Raw genomic sequence first — 17,469 nt, 5'->3', positions numbered from 1 at the left:
AGTGGCCGGTGTTTGGTCACGGAGATGGCGCCAAGCGGGAGACCCCGCCGCCGAGCGCACGGTACAATGCGGTGGCGCTGGCCAGTTCCTCCCGGCGGACGGCCAGCGCGGCTTGCCGGGCGCCATAGCCGCTACGCTGCGCATCGAGCAGTTCGAGCCGGCCGGTCATTCCGGCGCGGTAGGCCAGCAAGGCCAGCGCTTCGCGCCGCTCGGCGTGTCGCGCGACTTCGCGCTGCTCGGCCGACTGCGTCGCGTAGGTGGCGCGTGCGGCAAGGCCATCGAGGACTTCGCGAAAGGCGGTCTGGATCGTCTTTTCATAGGTGGCGACGGCGACCGAGGTCCGCAGGCGAGCGAGGTCGAGATTGCCGCGCAACTCCCCGCCACGAAAGATCGGTGCGGACAGCGATGGCGAGAAGGACCATGTCTGGTTGGCACCATTGAACAATCCGCTCAGGCCGGCGCTGGCGACGCCGAATGCCGCCGTAAGCGAGAGTCGCGGGAAGAACGCCGCGCGCGCCGCACCGATATCGGCGTTGGCGGCACGCAGTTCGTGTTCGGCCTGAAGAATGTCGGGCCGTCGCGTCAGCAGGTCCGACGGCGTGCCGGCCGCGAGCGCGGTCGGGATCGGTTGATCCATCAGCCCGATCGGCGACGGCAGGTCCGCAGGGAACGCCGCGCCGACGGCGAGCGTCAGCGCATTGGTTGCCAGCGCCAACTCACGCTGGCGCTGGGCGAGGTCTGCCTGCACCTGCCGCACCTGCCCTTCGGCCTGAGCCAGATCTACGCCGCTCGCCTGACCCGCCGCCTTCAGCCGGCGCGCGATATCGAGCGCGGCCCGCCAGTTTTCCAGCGTGGCCGTGGTCAGCCGCAACTGCCCCTCCGCCAGCCGCTCGGCAAAATAGGTGTCCGCGACCACCCCGATCACGGTCAGCCTGACCGCGAGACGCCCCTCCTCGGAGCCGAGCCAACGCTGGAGCGCAGCCTCGTTCATCGCACGCAACCGACCGAACAGGTCGATCTCGAACGCGGTGAGCGCCGCCTGCACGGTGAACTGGCCGAATTCGATTCCGCGTGCTCCGCCGGTTATCGGCGTCAAACCAACGCCTGCGCCCGCGACATTCGACGGCTGGCGCTGGCGGGTATAGCCGCTCTCGCCCCCCACGCTTGGCAGAGACTGAGCGCGCTGCACGCGGATCTGTGCGCGGGCGGCCTCGGCGTTGCGTGCGGCGATCCGCAGGTCGCGGTTTTCGGCGAGTGCGAGCGTTATCAGACGTTGCAGGCGCGGATCGCCGAACATCGCGCGCCAGTCGGGTACGGCGAACACCGTGCCCGCGGCGGCGGCCGGGTAAACGGCAGCCACTGGCGGCGGCGGCAGAGTCAGGGCCGGCGTCATCGAACACGCCGTGCCCGCGAGCGTCAGGGCGGGGAACAGGGAGCGGAACCTCATGCCCCGCGCCTCGCCCCGCGTAACCGCAAGCGTTCGGCCAACCCGACGACGGCCACGAAGAACACCGGCACGAACACCAGCGCCAGCACCGTGCCCGTCACCATGCCACCGAACACACCGGTGCCGATCGCGTGCTGCGTCTCCGCGCTCGCGCCGCCCGCCAACATCAGCGGCGTTACGCCAAGCGTGAAGGCAAGGCTGGTCATCACGATCGGACGCAGCCGGACGCCCGCGGCGCGGAGCGCGGCTTCGGCCAGCCCCATTCCCGCTTCGCGATATTGCTTGGCAAACTCCACGATCAGGATCGCGTTCTTCGCACTCAGGCCGATGATGGTGATGAGGCCGACCTTGAAGAACACGTCGTTCGGCAACCCGCGCAGTGTCACCGCCGCCACCGCCCCGATCAGCCCGAGCGGCACGACCAGCATCACTGCCACCGGGATCGACCAGCTCTCATACAGCGCCGCCAGCACCAGGAACACGACGAGCATGGACAAGGCGAACAGCATCGGCGCCTGCACACCTGCCTCACGCTCCTGCAGGGACTGTCCGGTCCACTCGATCGCGAAGCCGGGCGGCAATTGTGCAGCCAACCGCTCCATCTCCTGCATTGCCATGCCGCTCGACGTGCCGGGTGCGGCGGAGCCGGTGATGCTGATCGCGGGATAGCCGTTGTAGTTGGAAAGTTGCTGCGGCGCCCGGTTCCACACTGGCGTCACCAATTCCGTCAGCGGCACGCTGCCCCCCGCCGCATTGCGGACACGCAGCGCGAGCAGATCGTCCAGGTTCATGCGGAACGCGGCATCGGCCTGCACGATCACCTGTTGTAGCCGGCCGTTGTTTGCAAAATCGTTGACATAGCTGGACCCCAATGCCGTGCCGATCATCTCACCGAGTGCCGCGAAGGAGACGCCGAGCGCGCGCGCCTTCGCCCGGTCGATGTCGAGCCGGACATTGACGCCAGCCGGCAAGCCGTCCGGGTAGACGCCGGTCAACGCCTTGCTGCTCTGGGCGAGCGTAATCAGCCGGTCGCGCGCGGCGAACAGCGCCGGGCGGCCCTTGCCGGCGCGATCTTCCAGCCGCAGTGCGAAGCCGGACGAGGTGCCGAGTTCATCGATCGCGGGCGGCATCACGTTCATGATCGTGCCTTCATGAACGGACTTCGTGATTGCCGCGCCGGCCGCAGCGATCTCGCGCCGTACATCGGTGCCGCCGCGCGCACCCCAATCCTTGAGGATCGTGTAGATCATCGCCGTATTGGGCCCCGATCCTGAAAAGCCGAAGCCGAGGATCGATTCGGTCGTCTCGATACCCGGGCGGGTGGCGGCGTGACGCTCGAACGCCTTGACCGCCTCCAGCGTGCGAGCGCTAGTCGCATCGGCGGGCAACTGGAAACTCGTCATGAAGAAGCCCTGATCCTCGTCGGGCATGAAGGAAGACGGCAAGTTGACGAACGCCAGGCCGAGCAGCCCGACGAGCAGGACGAAGGCCAGCATCACCCGGCCGACGCGTTTCAACAGCGCGCGCACGCATCTCTGGTAGCCGCCCGCCATCCGCTCGAACTGCCGGTCGAACAGGGCAAAGAAGCGATTTTTGCGCCGCTCCACCGACACGGGCTTCAGAAGCGTCACGCACAGCGCCGGCGTCAGCGAAAGCGCCAGGAAGGCGGAGATCAGGATCGACACCGCCATCGATATCGTGAACTGGCGATAGATCGTGCCGACCGACCCGGGCGCCAGCGCCATCGGGATGAAGACGGCGGATAGCACGAGCGTGATACCGATGATCGCGGGCGTGATCTCCTTCATCGCCTGTCGCGTCGCGTCGCGAGGACTCCGGCCGTCCTCGTGCATCAGCCGTTCGACATTCTCGACGACGACGATCGCATCATCGACGATGATGCCGATCGCCAGCACCATTCCGAACATGGTCAGCGCGTTGATCGAAAATCCCGCCGCCAGCATCACCGCGATTGTGCCGAGCAGCGCGATCGGCGCGACGATGGCGGGGATCACCGTATACCGGATCTTCTGGAGGAACAGGTACATCACCAGGAAGACCAGGATCATCGCCTCGATCAGCGCGTGCAGCACCTTTTCAATCGAAACGCGGACAAACGGGGCGGTATCGAACGGTGCTGTCCAACTGACCCCGGCGGGCAGCGCGCGTGCCAGCTCCGTCATCCGCGCGCGCACCGCGCGCGACGTGGCGACCGCGTTCGCGCCGGGAGACAGTTGGATCGCGGCGGAGGCGGCGATCTTGCCGTGTTCGCGCGTGGCATTGCCGAAATTCTGACGACCGAGTTCGATACGCGCGACCTTGTCGAGCGTGACGCTCGAACCATCGGCGTTCGCCTTCAGGATCACCTTCGCAAAATCTTCCGGGGTCTTGAGTTGGCCGTCCGCCGTCAGCGGCACGAGGACGCGCTGCCCCTCCGTCGTCGGCTCCGCACCCAAAGCACCCGGCGCGATCTGGATATTTTGCTCGGTGATGGCGGCGGTGACGTCGCTGGTGGTCAAGCCATAGCCCGCCAGCTTCATGGGATCGATCCAGACGCGCATCGCGCGCTCGGTCGAAAAATTCTGCACTCGCCCGACACCGGGCACGCGCTTCAGCTCATTGACGAGGTTCCGCGTCAGGTAATCGGCCAGCGCGACTTCGTTGGTGCGCCCGTCGTCGGACAACAGGCTGACGATCATCAGAAAACCCGACGAAGCCGATTCCACCGTGACGCCGGTCTGACGAACCACCTGCGGGAGCCGCGGCTCGACGGCCTTCAATCGGTTTTGCACATCGACCTGCGCCAACTCCGGGTTGGTGCCTGGCCGGAAGGTGGCGGTGATCGTCGCCGCACCGGATGTGTCGGTGGAACTCTCGAAATAGAGCAGGTTCTTCACGCTTGAAAGTTCGCGCTCGATCAAGCCGACGACGCCTTCGTTCAGTGTCTGCGGCGTCGCGCCGGGGTAACTGGCATAGATACTGACGCTCGGGGGCGCGACGCTGGGGAAACGTGCGACCGGCATCTGCGGGATGGCGATGACGCCCATCAGCACGATGGCGATCGCAATCACCCAGGCGAAGATCGGACGATCGATGAAAAAATGTGACATGATCGCTGGCCTAGTGGGTCACGCGCGAGCGCCACGGGCGCTGCTTCACGGGCGTGGCAGGCTGTACGCGGTCCTGGCCCTCGACGATCACGGTCTCGCCGGCGGAAAGCCCCGACAGAATGATATAGCGGCCGTGGTCCACCCCGCCGAGCACGACGCGACGGAGATGGACCCGATCCGCCGAATCGACGATGCTGACCTGCGCCGCACCATCGGCATCGCGCGTCACCGCCTGCTGCGGCACGGTCAGCGCCGCCGGTGTCGCGGCGCGCGGCAGACGGGCGCGGACGAACATGCCGGGGAGCAACCGCTCGCTCCGATTATCGACCTCGACGCGCACCAGGGCATCGCCGGTGCCCGGATCGACGGTGATCCCGGAGAAGAGGATACGCCCTTTGACGGACTGGCCTTGGCCCGATCCCGCCACGATCTCGACCGGCGCTGACGCATCGGACGACGCACGCAGCGCGGCGAAACGCTCCGCAGGCTGGCGAACATCGACATAGACGCGGTCGATCTGTTGTACGATCGCGAGCGGATTGGCGTCGCCGGTGGCGACCAGCGCGCCTTCGGTGACGTTGGCCGCCCCAATCCGCCCGGCGATCGGCGCGGTTACCCGCGAGAAGCCGAGATCGAGCTGTCGGCGCCGCAGCGTGGCGCGCGCCTCCGCCACCTCGGCCAACGCCTGATCGCGTGCCGCGACCGCATCGTCATAACTTTGCCTGCTGATCGCGTCGGCCACGACCAGCGGCCTCATCCGGTCGACCTGGGTCCGCGCACGAGCATAGGCGGCGGACGCCTTTTGCAGCGTAGCGCGCGCGGTGTCGGCTTCGGCGCGAAACGGCGCCGGGCTGATCTGGAACAGCGATTGCCCGGTACGCACCAAGGCGCCTTGGTCGAACAGCCTATGCTGGATAATGCCGCTGACCTGCGCACGGATCTCCGCAGTTCGGAAGGCGACGACACGGCCCGGCAATTCGTCCGCGATCGTAACGGGTTCCGGCACGACGATCGTCGTAAGCACCTCGATCGCCGTTGGTGATGCCGCCGGCGGCGCGTCCGCCGAACACCCCGCCAACACCCATGCGAGGACGATCACCATGGGCGCGGCGGTGTAGCGGACCTTGAAGGCAGTTGTTTTGACCATGCCGGGCGTGTCCGCCCGGCGGGTTGCGAAATTGTGGAGATTGTGTGGAGCTTATGTGGAGACGGGCTGGCGACCGGCATCGCCGGGCTGCTACGAGAGGACCATGAATATCGACTCGACCAACTCCCTGACGCCGCTCGCCCTGATCGCCGAAGATGACAAGGATATCGCCGACATCATCCGCGCCTATCTGGAACGCGAGGGCTTTCGCACCGTCCAGGCGAGCGACGGACGTACCGCGCTCGACGTCCATCTCGCGCTCAGGCCGGATATCCTGCTGCTCGATATCTCCATGCCGCTGGTCGACGGCTGGGAGGTATTGTCCGAGGTGCGTCGGCGTGGCGCGACGCCCGTGATCGTCATTACCGCTCTGGATCAGGATATCGACACGCTTCAGGCGCTGCGCGTTGGCGCAGACGATTATGTCGTGAAGCCATTCAATCCGGTCGAGGTGGTGGCACGGGTCAAGGCGGTGCTGCGCCGCGGGCGCGGCGTCGGGGCTAGCGGTGTACTGCGTATCGGCCCGGTAGAGATCGACATCACCGACCATATCGTTCGAACCGACTGCGGCGACGTGGCGCTGACTCTCACCGAGTTTCGGCTGCTTGCGCACATGGCACGCAGCCCGACCCGCGTTTTCACCCGCGGCGAACTGGTCGATGCTTGTATGCCTGGCTCTGACGCCCTTGACCGCACAGTCGATAGCCATATCAGCAAGTTGCGGCGCAAGCTGGAGCAGGCCGGCGCGCCCGGCATGCCGGAGGGCGTTCGTGGCGTGGGGTATCGGCTGGCGGCGCGCGCGTGAGCGGGGGGATCAGCCTTGCCCGGCAGTTGACGGCAGCGATGACCGCCCTCGCGATCGCTGTCGTCGTCGCCAACACTGCGGCTTTCTACCTTGTCTATGCAGCGCTGGAGCGGCTGAAGTTCGTCACCTTGCCGCCCGATGACTATTCGACCGTGGGCTGGGATCTCGGCATCACGCTGGCGCTCTGCCTGACCGGGTCGCTGCTCGCTCTGTGGATCGCATTGAGGCTCGCCCGGCGGATCGCTCGGCCGCTCGGTGCGGTCGCCGTCGCCGCACGACGGATCGCCGCGGGCGATCTGTCCACGCGCGTGGAAACGCTTGGCGATGTGTCGGGCGAAACCGCGCTCCTCATCGCCGATTTCAACACGATGGCCAATCGGTTGCAGCGCATGGCGGAAGACGTGACTTTGTGGAACGCGAAGATTGCGCATGAGCTCCGCACGCCCCTTACCATCCTGCAAGGACGGTTGCAGGGCGCAAAGGACAGCGTGTTTCCTGTCGACGCTCGGCTCGTGGACGGGCTGCTGACGCAGGTCGAGGGACTCGCGCGGCTGGTCGAGGATCTGCGCAGCGTCAGTCTGGCAGACAGCGGGCGGTTGGACCTGATCCTGGAGGACGTCGATCTTGCCGTCGAGGTGGAGGCGATGGCTCCGACCTTGCGTTCGATGCTCGAGCCGGCGGGTTTCTCCTTGGAGTTGGATCTCAAGCCAGCACCGGTTCGCGCCGATCCCGCGCGCATCCGTCAGGCAGTACTCGCCCTGATCGACAATGCGCGGCGCCACGCCGATCCGTGTTCGCTCCGCATCGCCACGTCGTTCGCTGCAGACAAAGCCACCTTGGTCGTCACTGACTGCGGGCCTGGCCTTGACCAGGATTTGGAGGAAGAGGCGTTCCATCAATTCGTGCGCGGTGCGCGTACCACCGGCGGATCAGGGCTGGGCCTCGCCATCGTCCGGGGCATCGTTAGCGCGCACGGCGGAGAAATACGCTACCGTCGCTTACCCGGCCGCTCCGCCTTCGAGGTGACGTTGCCGCCCGTCACGTGACACCCAGGCGTGACCGGAGAGCTGACCACTGTCTGGGCCAAGCGGGTGCTTTTTCCGCAGCTCCGCAGCAGCCTGCAGACTTCACCGCCGCATATGGCGTGGTTGAAGGGGTGGCGCGGTGCCCGATCCATCCTCGCCGCGTCGCATAGCTCGCCTGCTGCTCGCTCAAAATGCGGCGGCGTCGAGCGCCATGATCGATGCCTTGCCGGCGGCGACGCTCGCCGCGAGGCTGCGCGCCTGCGGCAGCACGCGCTGTGCGAAGAAATTGGCGACGATCGGTTTCGCGCGGTGCAACGGCGATCCTCCACGTCGATGACAGCGCGCGTATACCAAACATCTGTTACAATCAACGATATGAGCGAGGAGACGCTCCGCCCCTCCGTCAGTCGTGCGTGAAGATAGTCAGGATCTGCGTTGCGATCTCATCTCGCGACAGCCGACCCGGGCGATACCAATCGGCGGGGAATTGAGCTGCGTGAGCAGCAGGTTGCGATAGATCGAGCGGTCGATTTCGGGCGAGAGCGGTAGCGCGTCCACAAGCTGTCGGAACTGGTTCTCGAACGCATCGCGGCGGGCGACAAGCTGTTGGCGAACCGCTGGCGGCACCGCTCGAAAGTCGTTCATCATTGGCAGCGTCAGCGATTGCGGATCTAGCTGAATCTCGAGCAACGCCGCGCATGCCGCGCGCAGCCTCTCCCACGGATCGCTGTACGCCGCCACGTCTTGCTCGATCCGGCCGGCCGCATCGTCGAGCGCGGCATTGTGTAGTTCAACGAACAACGCGTCTTTCGAGCGGATGTGGTGGTAGAGCGACCCGCCCAGAACCCCGGCCTGCTCGCCAATGTCCCGCATCGACGTACCGCGATATCCCTTTGCGGCGAATAAGCGGGCCGCAATTTCCAGTATCTGGCGACGGCGGGGACGCGTCGCGTCATCAAGCAATGGGGCATGTTGATCGGAAGGAACGTCGTTCATCGCTTTGGGCTAACACAAGCGGGCAACCGTCGAAACGCTTGTCGCCCTCCAGGCGCATGGGAAGGGCGCCTTCAACGCATTCCCGAACTGGTCGCGTCGGAGCGACCGTCGGATGGGGCCGCTCATAAATTCCGGACAGCTTTCCGAGGCGATGCACGCGCATCCCGAGCAGAAGGATATGACCGTCTGGTGCTTGCGCATCCGCCAACCGCCGACTGTGCCCGCTACGACAGCCGCGAGGTGGCCGTGCAGCGGCATGAGATGATCGACGCCCCCTGTGACGTTCTTGGGCGCGCGCTCGGCCGCAAGGGCATGTCCGGAGCGTTCGACGAGGCGGTCACCACCAGCGTGCAGCACCAGCGCACGACACCTGAGATCCTGATCGATCTGCTGCGCGCCGAAGCTGCGCACCGGCATGCCGCCTGGCGCGTGGCCTCGGCCGGGGAACGCTAGCCGCTACAAGCTTCATCGCAGCGCTGACCTTGTCAGCGTCCAGAGGCTGGCGTCCAGGTAGCTTGCCCTTCGCTCACGCGGCCGCGATCCCATCCCGGGTACGCTCGGAGACCAGACACTTGGTGGCGCCCGGTGCTTCGTCGCGCGACACCCAGAGGGTGGCGCGCGATCAATGCTCGCTCAGAAGTGCGCGTCGAACTGGAAGCCGACCACGCGGCGCGAATTCGGATCGATCAACTGCCACAACCCGCCCTGCGCGAACGCGTCGCTCGGATAGATTTGCACCGGGTAGATCCTGTTGGTCAGGTTGCGGGCGAACAGTGCAGCCGACCATGTGTCGCCCGCCTTCAGGCTGACGCGGGCATTCAGGAGCGTCTGTGATGGAACGACGTACTTCGGATTGGCCGAGAGGTACATCGACTGCTTGGCGCGCGTGGTTGCGTCCCCGCCGACGAGCAAGGTGTAACGATCCGTCAGCGGAATGGCCTGTTCAACGGAAACCGTCGCCTTGAGCCGCGGTGCATAGTTGAGCTGTTGCCCGGCCAAGTCGCTGAAATCGGCGCCTTTGAACCCAGCCGGATATTTGGCATCGTTGAAAATGCCGGACAGGTTCACGGTCGTGTGTTCCAGGAGTCGGCCGAACACCTCGAACTCCAGTCCCTTGCTGATGACCTTCGGCACGGTGATGTTCGAGCACAGGATGCCGGTCGGTGCCGACACGCACGACTGGGTCTGGAAGTTGCGCGCCTTGGTGTAGAATCCGTCAAACGCCGCGTACAGCCGGTTGGGGATCAGCGTCTGCTTCACGCCGATCTCGAAGCTGATCGGGCGTTCGGCCTTGATCGGCGTGAGGAAGCGCGCGGTGGGGCTCAGCGCGTCGCTGATCTGCGGTGCCTTGTAGCCGGTCGAGACCGTCGCATAGACCATCGTGCCGCGGCTGAAATCATGCTGGACGCCAGCGCGCCAAGTCAGCGCGTCGGCGGTTGTGCGGGCATAGAAAGTATCCGGCACGCCGGCGTTGATGGGATCGGAGATATGCTCGGCCACCCGCGAGTGGGTGAAGCGTGCGCCCGCGATGACTCGGGTCGCGTCGCCCAGATATACGGTCACGTTGCCGAACGCGGCGTAATCCTCGGCATCCGAACGAGACAGTTTCACGGCGTCCGCTAACGTGATGTCCATGCCCAGGAACGACGGGTGCGCGATCAACACGCCGCGCTGCTTGTTGTCGAAGGTCGCGCGCTGGAAATACCCGCCGACGACCCATTCGAACCGATGGTTCTGGTCGGAGGCGAGCCGGAGTTCCTGGGTAATCAGCGAACGGCTGGTCCGCTCGGGATCGCCGGGCGCGCCGCTCGTCAAAGAGACGACTGGGTTGCAGACGACGAAATCACAGTTCTGGAGATATTGGCGGGCGATCGCCGGATTGATGCTGATGATGTCGGCGAAGTTGGTTTGGCCCACCGCCCGATACGAACTGATCGAGGTCAGGGTGGTGGTGCCCAGCTTCAGATCGAATTGGGCGGAGACACCCCCGATCTCGCTTGAACTGGTGTTCGGAAAACCGGCGCAATTGTCGATATTGTCCGGGCCGGGCGTTATACCGCAGGCGTCCAGCGCCTGCGCAAGCAGCGAGCCGGCGGGGGCTGCACGCCAGATGAAGCCGCTGCCGTTGTTCGACTGGCTGTGGTTGTAATCGCCGATCAGGTTGAAGGTGAGCGTATCGCCGATCTCCCACCGATAGCGGCCGCGGAAGCCGAAATTGGTCTGGTCGGTCGCGTTTCCGGTACTGCGATCGACCGACACACCGTTATTGTTGTAGAAATATCCCGACAGTCGCAGCGCCGACGTGTCGTTGATCGGCAGGTTGAGCGCGCCACGCAACGCGCTGCGCGAATATTGCGCGCCGAGCCCACGGATCGCGAACTCCGACGAGACGTAAGCCGAGGTCTCGCCGATCTGCGGCGCTTTGGTCGTGATGTTGAGCACGCCGGCCGACACCGAACTGCCGAACAAGGTGCCCTGCGGCCCTTTGAGCACTTCGACGCGCTCGATATCGAACAGGTCGCTGATGTTGGCGTTGCCGAGCACGACGCCGTCGAGCACGACCGCGACCGACGATGCCGCGGTAGCGTTGCCGACCTGGTTGGTGCCGATGCCGCGCACGAATGCGCCGCCGCCTGGTGCGGCACCCGGCGAGGTGAACTCGAGCGAGGCGCTGGCCTGGGACAGATCCTGAATGTTCTGCACGCCGCGCCGCGCGAGCTGGTCGGCCGAAACAACCGTCACTGCGATCGGCACCTCCTGCACATTCTCGCTGCGCTTCTGCGCGGTGACGATGATGTCCTGCTGTATCTCGACGGCCGGCGGGGCGGCTGGATCTGCTGATCGCGCCTCTCCGGCAGCCACTCCGTCGCGTGCGACTTGAGCCCGCGCCGCGCCCGACCAGGCAAGAGCGAGCAAGGCGCTAGATGCAACTATGCTGGATTTAAGAGCCGATTTCATGATCCATCCCCTTTGATGATGCTTTTTGTTGGCTGTCTTGCGAACCACGGACGATTGATTGTCCCTGTGGTCGGTGGCGCCAAGCCGTGCGGGCGCGTAGTGGCGTCGGCGTCAGAACAGCGAGAGTTGGCCTCCCGCCGCGACGTAGGCCCGGAACACATCGAGCCGGGTCTTGTCCGACACGGGCCAAGAGATTCCGGGATTGTCGCCAAGGTGCATGATCTTGCCCGGGCCTTCGCGCCATGACGTCCAGTGCGGGGTATCCGGCACGTTCGGATCGCCGCCTGTCATGAACGCAACCCAGCGATCCTCCATCTGGCGCGAGACCTGATGATCGGTGTCGGTGAAGGGGATTCCGGCGATATCGAGCGCGCCCAGCACATAGGGCACCTCGGCGGTGTGAAACGCGCCGAAGCGCTTCGCATCCAGCCCGGGATAGCTGTGATCGAACTGATACAGGTACAGCGGTTGCTGTTCCGCGGCGACATGCCGTTCGGCCCAAAGGATGAGCTGCGCCATGTATCGATCGCGGCCCATCTCATCCATTGAGCGCGACGCCTCTTCCGTGGTCGCATGCGGATACAGCGCCAAGAAGCGATCGGTGAAGTTGCCGTAGCGCGTCTTCACATACTCGACAAAGGCGTCGGGCGTCACGTGCGGAACGCCGAAGATGAAAGCCTCGTCCTTGTTGAACCCGGCCATCACCGGCACGTCGGAAACAGCTCGGCCATCGGCTGATTCCGGGTTCATGGCGACGATCTTACCGTCCAGGTTGGGCGCCATCAGGATGCGCGGTACGGCGTTCTTGCTTGGCGGTGGCGACGCGGTCGCGGCGACGATCGCGTCAGAGGCGACTGCGCGCAGTTGCGCTATACTCTGGGCGTTCAGCTTGCGCGCCACGTCGAGCCCCGTCTGTTCGGCTTGGTCTAGCGTAAGCATATTCACGCCGAGCCCGGGGCCGCTCTGGATGATGGTGCGCGCGAACAAACCCTTGGCTTGCGGCGAGACGAGCAGATCGCTGACTGCCGCCGCGCCAGCGGACTGGCCCGAGATCGTCACGTTCTGCGGATCGCCACCGAACTGAGCGATGTTGGCCTTCACCCAGCGAAGCGCGGCGATCATATCGAGAATGCCGTAATTGCCCGACGATTTGAGCGGGGATTCAGCGGTGAGCGCCGGATGGGCAAGGAAGCCGAATGCGCCGAGGCGATAGTTGATCGTCACGACGATCACGCCGCGACGCGCGAGGCCTGCGCCAGTATACACGGGCACGGCAGTCGATCCGCTGCCGAAGCCGCCGCCGTGGATGAACACCAGGACCGGCAACGCCTTGGCCGGCTTGGCGGGCGCCCAGACGTTCAGGTAAAGGCAGTCTTCCGAGCGACGCCCAACCTCCACGAACTCGCGCGTGAACGGGCCGAACGGCTTGCCCTCGGTCTGATAACACGATGCCGAGAAGCTTGTGGTCGGCCGAACAGCGGTCCAGTGCGGCAGCGGCTCCGGCGCACGCCACCGTAGCTCCCCGACCGGCGGCTTCGCATAGGGAATGCCGAGGAAGACGTTCAGATCATGATCGGCTTTGCCTTCGATCGCACCGCTGTCGAGTTCGACGCGCGGTGCGGCACTCGCGGCGGTCGCAAGCGCCGCTGCCAGCAAAGCAAACGCATGCACGATAGGTCGCTTACCCACAGCTCTCTCCCAGTATCCGAACGCTCATGCGCCCTGCTTATAAGAACCAATATTCTAAAAATGGTTTTTATGTCAACCTTGCTCTTGGGTCGAGCGGGTGTCACCAGCGTGCGGATGGCCGTGGCCGAAACCCGCCATTTGGAACGAAGTGCATGAAGGCGTCTGATCAGCCGGAATTCGAGCCCGCCTCTCGCATTGAAGCCGCCGAAATATCGTCGGCATACGTCCGCCCGCCGCAGCAGAGCAGGAGCCTCGCCGCCTACAAGCGGATAACAAGCGCTGCCCGAGACATCCTGATCGAGAACGGCCTGGACGGTTTTGCGTTACAGGAGGTCGCGGCCAGAGCGGGCGTTTCCAACGGTGCTCTACAATATCGCTTCGCCAGCAAAGAGCGGCTGCTGAAAACCGTCATCACGATATCTTTGGAAGACGTCGTCGAGAAAGAGCGTGACATGCATCACGACCTACGGAAAACCTGCGCATCGATCGGTGAGTTCATGCCCGCTTACATCTCCAGATATTGGCAGATCATGGCGGCATTTCATCCAATTTTCTCGAGCAGTATCGATGTCATATCCGGCGATGCGTACCTATCGGCTCTCGGCCGGTCGATCGGCATGCGGAATGAAGTTATGGCGAAAAACACCATGCTCAGTTATTTTAGCCATCCGACCGAGGCGCTGATCGGATCCGTCGACGCCGTGTATCACCTGGTGTTTTCGTATATCCTGAGGGAGATTCATTTTCCGAGCGGAGATCCTGGATCCGCAGACGTTCTTCGTCGCACGCGTGCTTTGGCAGAAATGTGCGAGGCACGTCTTACGTCCATTTAACCGGGTTTTGCCGCGTCGGCGCGTCCTCGACCGCTCGGCGCAACGCTGCCATCCCTCATCTTTTCATCTGGGCGGTCTTGTGCAGGAATAGTCGTGGAATGCCGTCAGCTCTAACCTCAATCGTAGATCGGCCGCAGTTCGTTATCGAGATGGCATCGGGTCAGCATCATGGATGCGAGAAGGTCCGGCGAGCTATCATGTTCGACTGGCATCCAGTCTTTGAACTGGTGCTGCTTGAGAAGGCGGCAAAGGCCCTTGAGATCGAGTTCGCCCAAACCGGCTCCCAAAACCAATCGATGCCATCGTTAGCCATCTCGGGAGCTTGGGCACAGCGCACACTTTCAGGTTGATGCGCGGACGCTATCCCTGAGGTGAAAGGTGCTGATCCAATCATGGCAGTCTTTGTAGAATGCCAGCCTCTTCGCGGCGTCGGCGGCGGCGCGCGAAGCAATGACGGCATTTGTTGATTTTGACCCGAACGGTCGGTAACTTTTAGCCATCGGCGCTATTCGGCCAAATGCTCGATGATAGGGCAATCGGGGCGATCATCCCCGTGACAGGATTGCGCAAGTTCAGTGAGGGATCGGCGCATGGCTTCCAAGGCGCGGACCTTCCGGCCCAGTTCGGCAGCGCGCGATTGCGCCAAGGCCTTTACATCGGCACTCGACCGCGTGCGATCTGACCAGAGTCCCAGCAGCGTGCGGATTTCCTCGATCGGGAACCCGAGGTCGCGCGCGTTGGCGATGAAGCGCAGCCGATGAACGTCGGCGTCCGAATAGTCCCGGTAGCTCCCGCGCCGCGGCGGCGCGGGCACCAAACCGATTTTCTCATAATGGCGGATCATGCGTTGCGAGACGCTGCTGGCGTCGGACGCCGCGCCGATGTTCATAGCTTCACCGCGTTCAGCCGCAGCGCGTTGAGGACCACGGTCAGGGACGAGAGCGCCATCGCCGCGCCAGCCAGCATCGGCGACAGCAGAATGCCCGCCACGGGGTAGAGCAGCCCGGCCGCGACGGGCACGCCGATCCCGTTGAACAGGAACGAGAAGAACAGGTTCTGACGGATATTCCGCATCGTCGCACGGGCGAGCTTGCGCGCACGCACGATGGCCGAGAGATCGCCGCGCGTGAGAGTCATGCCGGCGCTTTCGATCGCCACGTCTGTTCCCGTGCCCATTGCAAGGCCCACGTCCGCAGCCGCCAGCGCTGGAGCATCATTGATGCCGTCGCCCGCCATCGCGACCTTGGCGCCACTCGCCTTCAGCTCGCCGATGATACGCGCCTTGTCCTCCGGCCGCAGACCGGCGCGCACGTCGTCGAGGCCGCCGACCGCGCGCGCGACCGCATCGGCGGTCGTTTGATTGTCACCCGTAAGCATGATGACGCGGAGCCCCTGTTGGCGAAGTGCGGCGATGGCCTCCCCGGCATTGGCACGCACCGGATCGGCGACCGCGAGCAGGCCGGCAAGAGCGCCGTCGATCGCCACCAGAATGACGCCTGCACCATCGCCGCGATGACGATTGGCGGCTTCATCTAGCGGCTTGGGATCAACGCCGACCCGGCTCATTTGTGCGGCGTTCCCGATCACGACCGAGCGGCCACCCACCGTGGCGCTGACTCCCAAACCGGTTTGTGACGCGAAATCGGCGACGGTCCCGAGCTGTAATTCTCGATCCTTGGCGGCAACGACGATCGCGTGGGCGAGCGGGTGTTCGGATTGTCCTTCGACGGCCGCGGCAAGCGCTAGCATGTCGTTCTCTCCTACCGCGCCGACCGTCTGGACCGCGATGAGCTTAGGCTTTCCGGCCGTCAGCGTCCCCGTCTTGTCGATGACCAGTGTATCGACCTTCTCCAGCCCTTGTAGCGCTTCCGCGTTTTTCACCAGCACGCCGGCTGTCGCGCCACGTCCTGTGCTGACCATGATCGACATGGGCGTGGCAAGCCCGAGCGCGCAGGGGCAGGCAATGACGAGGACGGCAATGGCATTGAGTAGCGCATGGCCCATGCGCGGTTCCGGGCCGAACAGCGACCACACCACGAATGTCGCGATCGATATGAGCACGACCAGCGGCACGAACCAGCCCGACACCCGGTCGGCGATCGCCTGGATCGGAGCACGGCTACGTTGCGCGTCCGCAACCATACGGACGATGCGCGCGAGCATCGTATCCGACCCGACCGCGCGCGCTTCCATGATAAGGCTTCCCGTGCCGTTGACCGTTCCCCCGGTGACGGCCGCCTCAACCTCCTTGAGAACGGGCGCGGGCTCGCCGGTGAGCATGGACTCATCGACCGAGGAGCGTCCTTCGACTATCACGCCATCGACGGGGATCGCCTCGCCAGGGCGAACACGCAGCCGATCGCCGGTTGCCACGTCAGCAAGGCTGACTTCCTCCTCCGAGCCGTCCGATCGCACCCGACGCGTTGTCTTGGGGGCAAGATCCATGAGGGCGCGGATGGCGCGTCCCGTCGCCGCTCTGGCGCGCAGTTCAAGAATCTGTCCGAGCAGCACTAAGGCCACCACGACCCCGGCCGCCTCATAATAGACCGGGACCACGCCCCCGTGCATTCGGAAGGCCGGCGGGAAGATGCCGGGCGCGACCGTCGCGACAAGGCTGTAGAGGAAGGCCGCACCGACCCCGATCGAGATCAGCGTGAACATATTGAGATGGCGGGTACGAAGCGAGGTCCATCCACGCTGGAAAAACGGCAAGCCCGCCCACAGTACGATCGGCGCGGTGAGTGCGAGCTGTACCCAAGGCGATGTGGCAGGACTGATCACATGGACGCCAAGCATATCGGCGACCATCGAGATCGCCAGCAGCGGCACAGCGAGCACGCCCGCCACCCAAAGCCGGCGTGTGAAATCGACCAGTTCCGGGTTTGGCCCGTCGTCGGACGACGGTTCTTCCGGTTCGAGCGCCATGCCGCAGATCGGGCACGTTCCCGGTCCTTCCCGACGGATTTGCGGGTGCATGGGGCATGTCCAGATCGCCCCCGGTGTGGTCGGCAAAGCCTTTCGCTTGTCGCCGAGATAGGTGTCAGGGTTGCCGACGAACTTGGTCCGGCACCCGGCGCTGCAAAAATGATAGACGTGTCCCGCGTGCTCGGCACGGTGCGCCGTCATCGCCGGATCGACTGTCATCCCGCAAACCGGGTCCACGACCGTTGCCGTGCCTTCGTCGACATTGCCGCCAGAGCAGCAGCCCCCAGGCTTGGCATTGTTCGTAGCTTGCTCGACGGTTGCGGGAGCCTCGCCAGCCGCTTTACCCGAGCCGCAGGACGCATGCGTTACGGCTGGCCCTACGGAGGCAGGCTCAGCTTCGCTCTTTCCAGAGCAGCCGCAGCGCTTGGATTGAGGGTCGTGGGAGTGAGGGGCGTTCATGGCGTGAGACTCCTTCTACCCGGAAGTATGTAGGGTCTGACATCATGTCAGGGTCAAGACCGGATCGATAATCGC

The 17,469-nt window shown here is 64.6% G+C and carries 13 protein-coding genes and 1 pseudogene; 5 read left to right on the top strand and 9 right to left on the bottom strand.

Features of this window, described 5'->3' with window-relative positions; all coding sequences use genetic code 11:
* Positions 1-16 precede the first annotated feature (16 nt).
* The 3 genes from J0A91_RS03900 to J0A91_RS03890 are packed head-to-tail and all read right to left on the bottom strand — an operon-like array spanning position 17 to position 5,704.
* Positions 17-1,447 (bottom strand): efflux transporter outer membrane subunit, encoded by a 1,431-nt coding sequence (locus J0A91_RS03900; RefSeq protein WP_069203812.1) that lies wholly within the window; start codon positions 1,445-1,447, stop codon positions 17-19.
* On the bottom strand, positions 1,444-4,557 hold the full coding sequence (locus J0A91_RS03895; RefSeq protein ID WP_069203811.1) for a multidrug efflux RND transporter permease subunit: 3,114 nt from the start codon (positions 4,555-4,557) through the stop codon (positions 1,444-1,446). The genes J0A91_RS03900 and J0A91_RS03895 overlap by 4 nt, the downstream gene beginning before the upstream one ends.
* Before the next feature lie 10 nt (positions 4,558-4,567).
* Positions 4,568-5,704 (bottom strand): efflux RND transporter periplasmic adaptor subunit, encoded by a 1,137-nt coding sequence (locus J0A91_RS03890; protein ID WP_069203810.1) that lies wholly within the window; start codon positions 5,702-5,704, stop codon positions 4,568-4,570.
* A 103-nt stretch (positions 5,705-5,807) separates the two neighbouring features.
* Here J0A91_RS03890 and J0A91_RS03885 point away from each other — a divergent pair, with 103 nt between their 5' ends.
* Both J0A91_RS03885 and J0A91_RS03880 read left to right on the top strand, forming a co-directional pair.
* Positions 5,808-6,509 (top strand): response regulator, encoded by a 702-nt coding sequence (locus tag J0A91_RS03885; RefSeq protein ID WP_069203809.1) that lies wholly within the window; start codon positions 5,808-5,810, stop codon positions 6,507-6,509.
* Positions 6,506-7,555: an ATP-binding protein gene (locus J0A91_RS03880; RefSeq protein ID WP_206364981.1), complete on the top strand. Its 1,050-nt coding sequence runs from the start codon at positions 6,506-6,508 to the stop codon at positions 7,553-7,555. The genes J0A91_RS03885 and J0A91_RS03880 overlap by 4 nt, the downstream gene beginning before the upstream one ends.
* A 165-nt stretch (positions 7,556-7,720) precedes the next feature.
* On the opposite strand, the gene J0A91_RS03875 is transcribed toward J0A91_RS03880, so the two are convergent.
* Both J0A91_RS03875 and J0A91_RS03870 read right to left on the bottom strand, forming a co-directional pair.
* Positions 7,721-7,849, bottom strand: a complete 129-nt coding sequence (locus tag J0A91_RS03875; protein ID WP_240502187.1) for an acyl-CoA dehydrogenase C-terminal domain-containing protein — start codon at positions 7,847-7,849, stop codon at positions 7,721-7,723.
* A gap of 88 nt (positions 7,850-7,937) precedes the next feature.
* Positions 7,938-8,530 (bottom strand): annotated as a pseudogene (locus J0A91_RS03870) (TetR/AcrR family transcriptional regulator).
* 189 nt (positions 8,531-8,719) lie between these two features.
* Here J0A91_RS03870 and J0A91_RS25180 point away from each other — a divergent pair.
* Positions 8,720-8,983: a hypothetical protein gene (locus J0A91_RS25180; RefSeq protein ID WP_069203807.1), complete on the top strand. Its 264-nt coding sequence runs from the start codon at positions 8,720-8,722 to the stop codon at positions 8,981-8,983.
* 180 nt (positions 8,984-9,163) lie between these two features.
* Here J0A91_RS25180 and J0A91_RS03860 read toward each other — a convergent pair whose 3' ends face one another.
* Both J0A91_RS03860 and J0A91_RS03855 read right to left on the bottom strand, forming a co-directional pair.
* Positions 9,164-11,488, bottom strand: a complete 2,325-nt coding sequence (locus J0A91_RS03860; RefSeq protein WP_083224491.1) for a TonB-dependent receptor — start codon at positions 11,486-11,488, stop codon at positions 9,164-9,166.
* Positions 11,489-11,599: 111 nt separating this feature from the next.
* The gene (locus tag J0A91_RS03855; RefSeq protein ID WP_206364980.1) at positions 11,600-13,177 is read right to left on the bottom strand and encodes a carboxylesterase/lipase family protein; all 1,578 of its coding nucleotides are present in this window, start codon (positions 13,175-13,177) and stop codon (positions 11,600-11,602) included.
* Positions 13,178-13,329: 152 nt separating this feature from the next.
* On the opposite strand from J0A91_RS03855, the gene J0A91_RS03850 reads away from it, so the two are divergent.
* Together J0A91_RS03850 and J0A91_RS03845 are read left to right on the top strand one after the other, a co-directional pair.
* The gene (locus J0A91_RS03850; protein WP_069203805.1) at positions 13,330-14,010 is read left to right on the top strand and encodes a TetR/AcrR family transcriptional regulator; all 681 of its coding nucleotides are present in this window, start codon (positions 13,330-13,332) and stop codon (positions 14,008-14,010) included.
* 197 nt (positions 14,011-14,207) lie between these two features.
* Positions 14,208-14,360 carry a hypothetical protein gene (locus J0A91_RS03845; protein WP_169833081.1) on the top strand — a complete coding sequence of 51 codons (153 nt, stop codon included), beginning with the start codon at positions 14,208-14,210 and terminating at the stop codon, positions 14,358-14,360.
* Between the two features lie 155 nt (positions 14,361-14,515).
* Here J0A91_RS03845 and cueR read toward each other — a convergent pair whose 3' ends face one another.
* The gene (gene cueR, locus J0A91_RS03840; RefSeq protein WP_069203804.1) at positions 14,516-14,899 is read right to left on the bottom strand and encodes a Cu(I)-responsive transcriptional regulator; all 384 of its coding nucleotides are present in this window, start codon (positions 14,897-14,899) and stop codon (positions 14,516-14,518) included.
* A complete protein-coding gene (locus J0A91_RS03835; protein WP_083224489.1) occupies positions 14,896-17,172 on the bottom strand; it encodes a heavy metal translocating P-type ATPase in 2,277 nt (758 codons plus the stop codon). Before J0A91_RS03835 ends, cueR begins: the two co-directional genes overlap by 4 nt.
* Between the last annotated feature and the right edge of the window lie 297 nt (positions 17,173-17,469).

The sequence above is a fragment of the Sphingomonas panacis genome (genome assembly GCF_001717955.1).
In the GTDB taxonomy this organism is placed as follows: domain Bacteria; phylum Pseudomonadota; class Alphaproteobacteria; order Sphingomonadales; family Sphingomonadaceae; genus Sphingomonas; species Sphingomonas panacis.
This window is presented reverse-complemented; position numbering and strand designations above follow the sequence as displayed.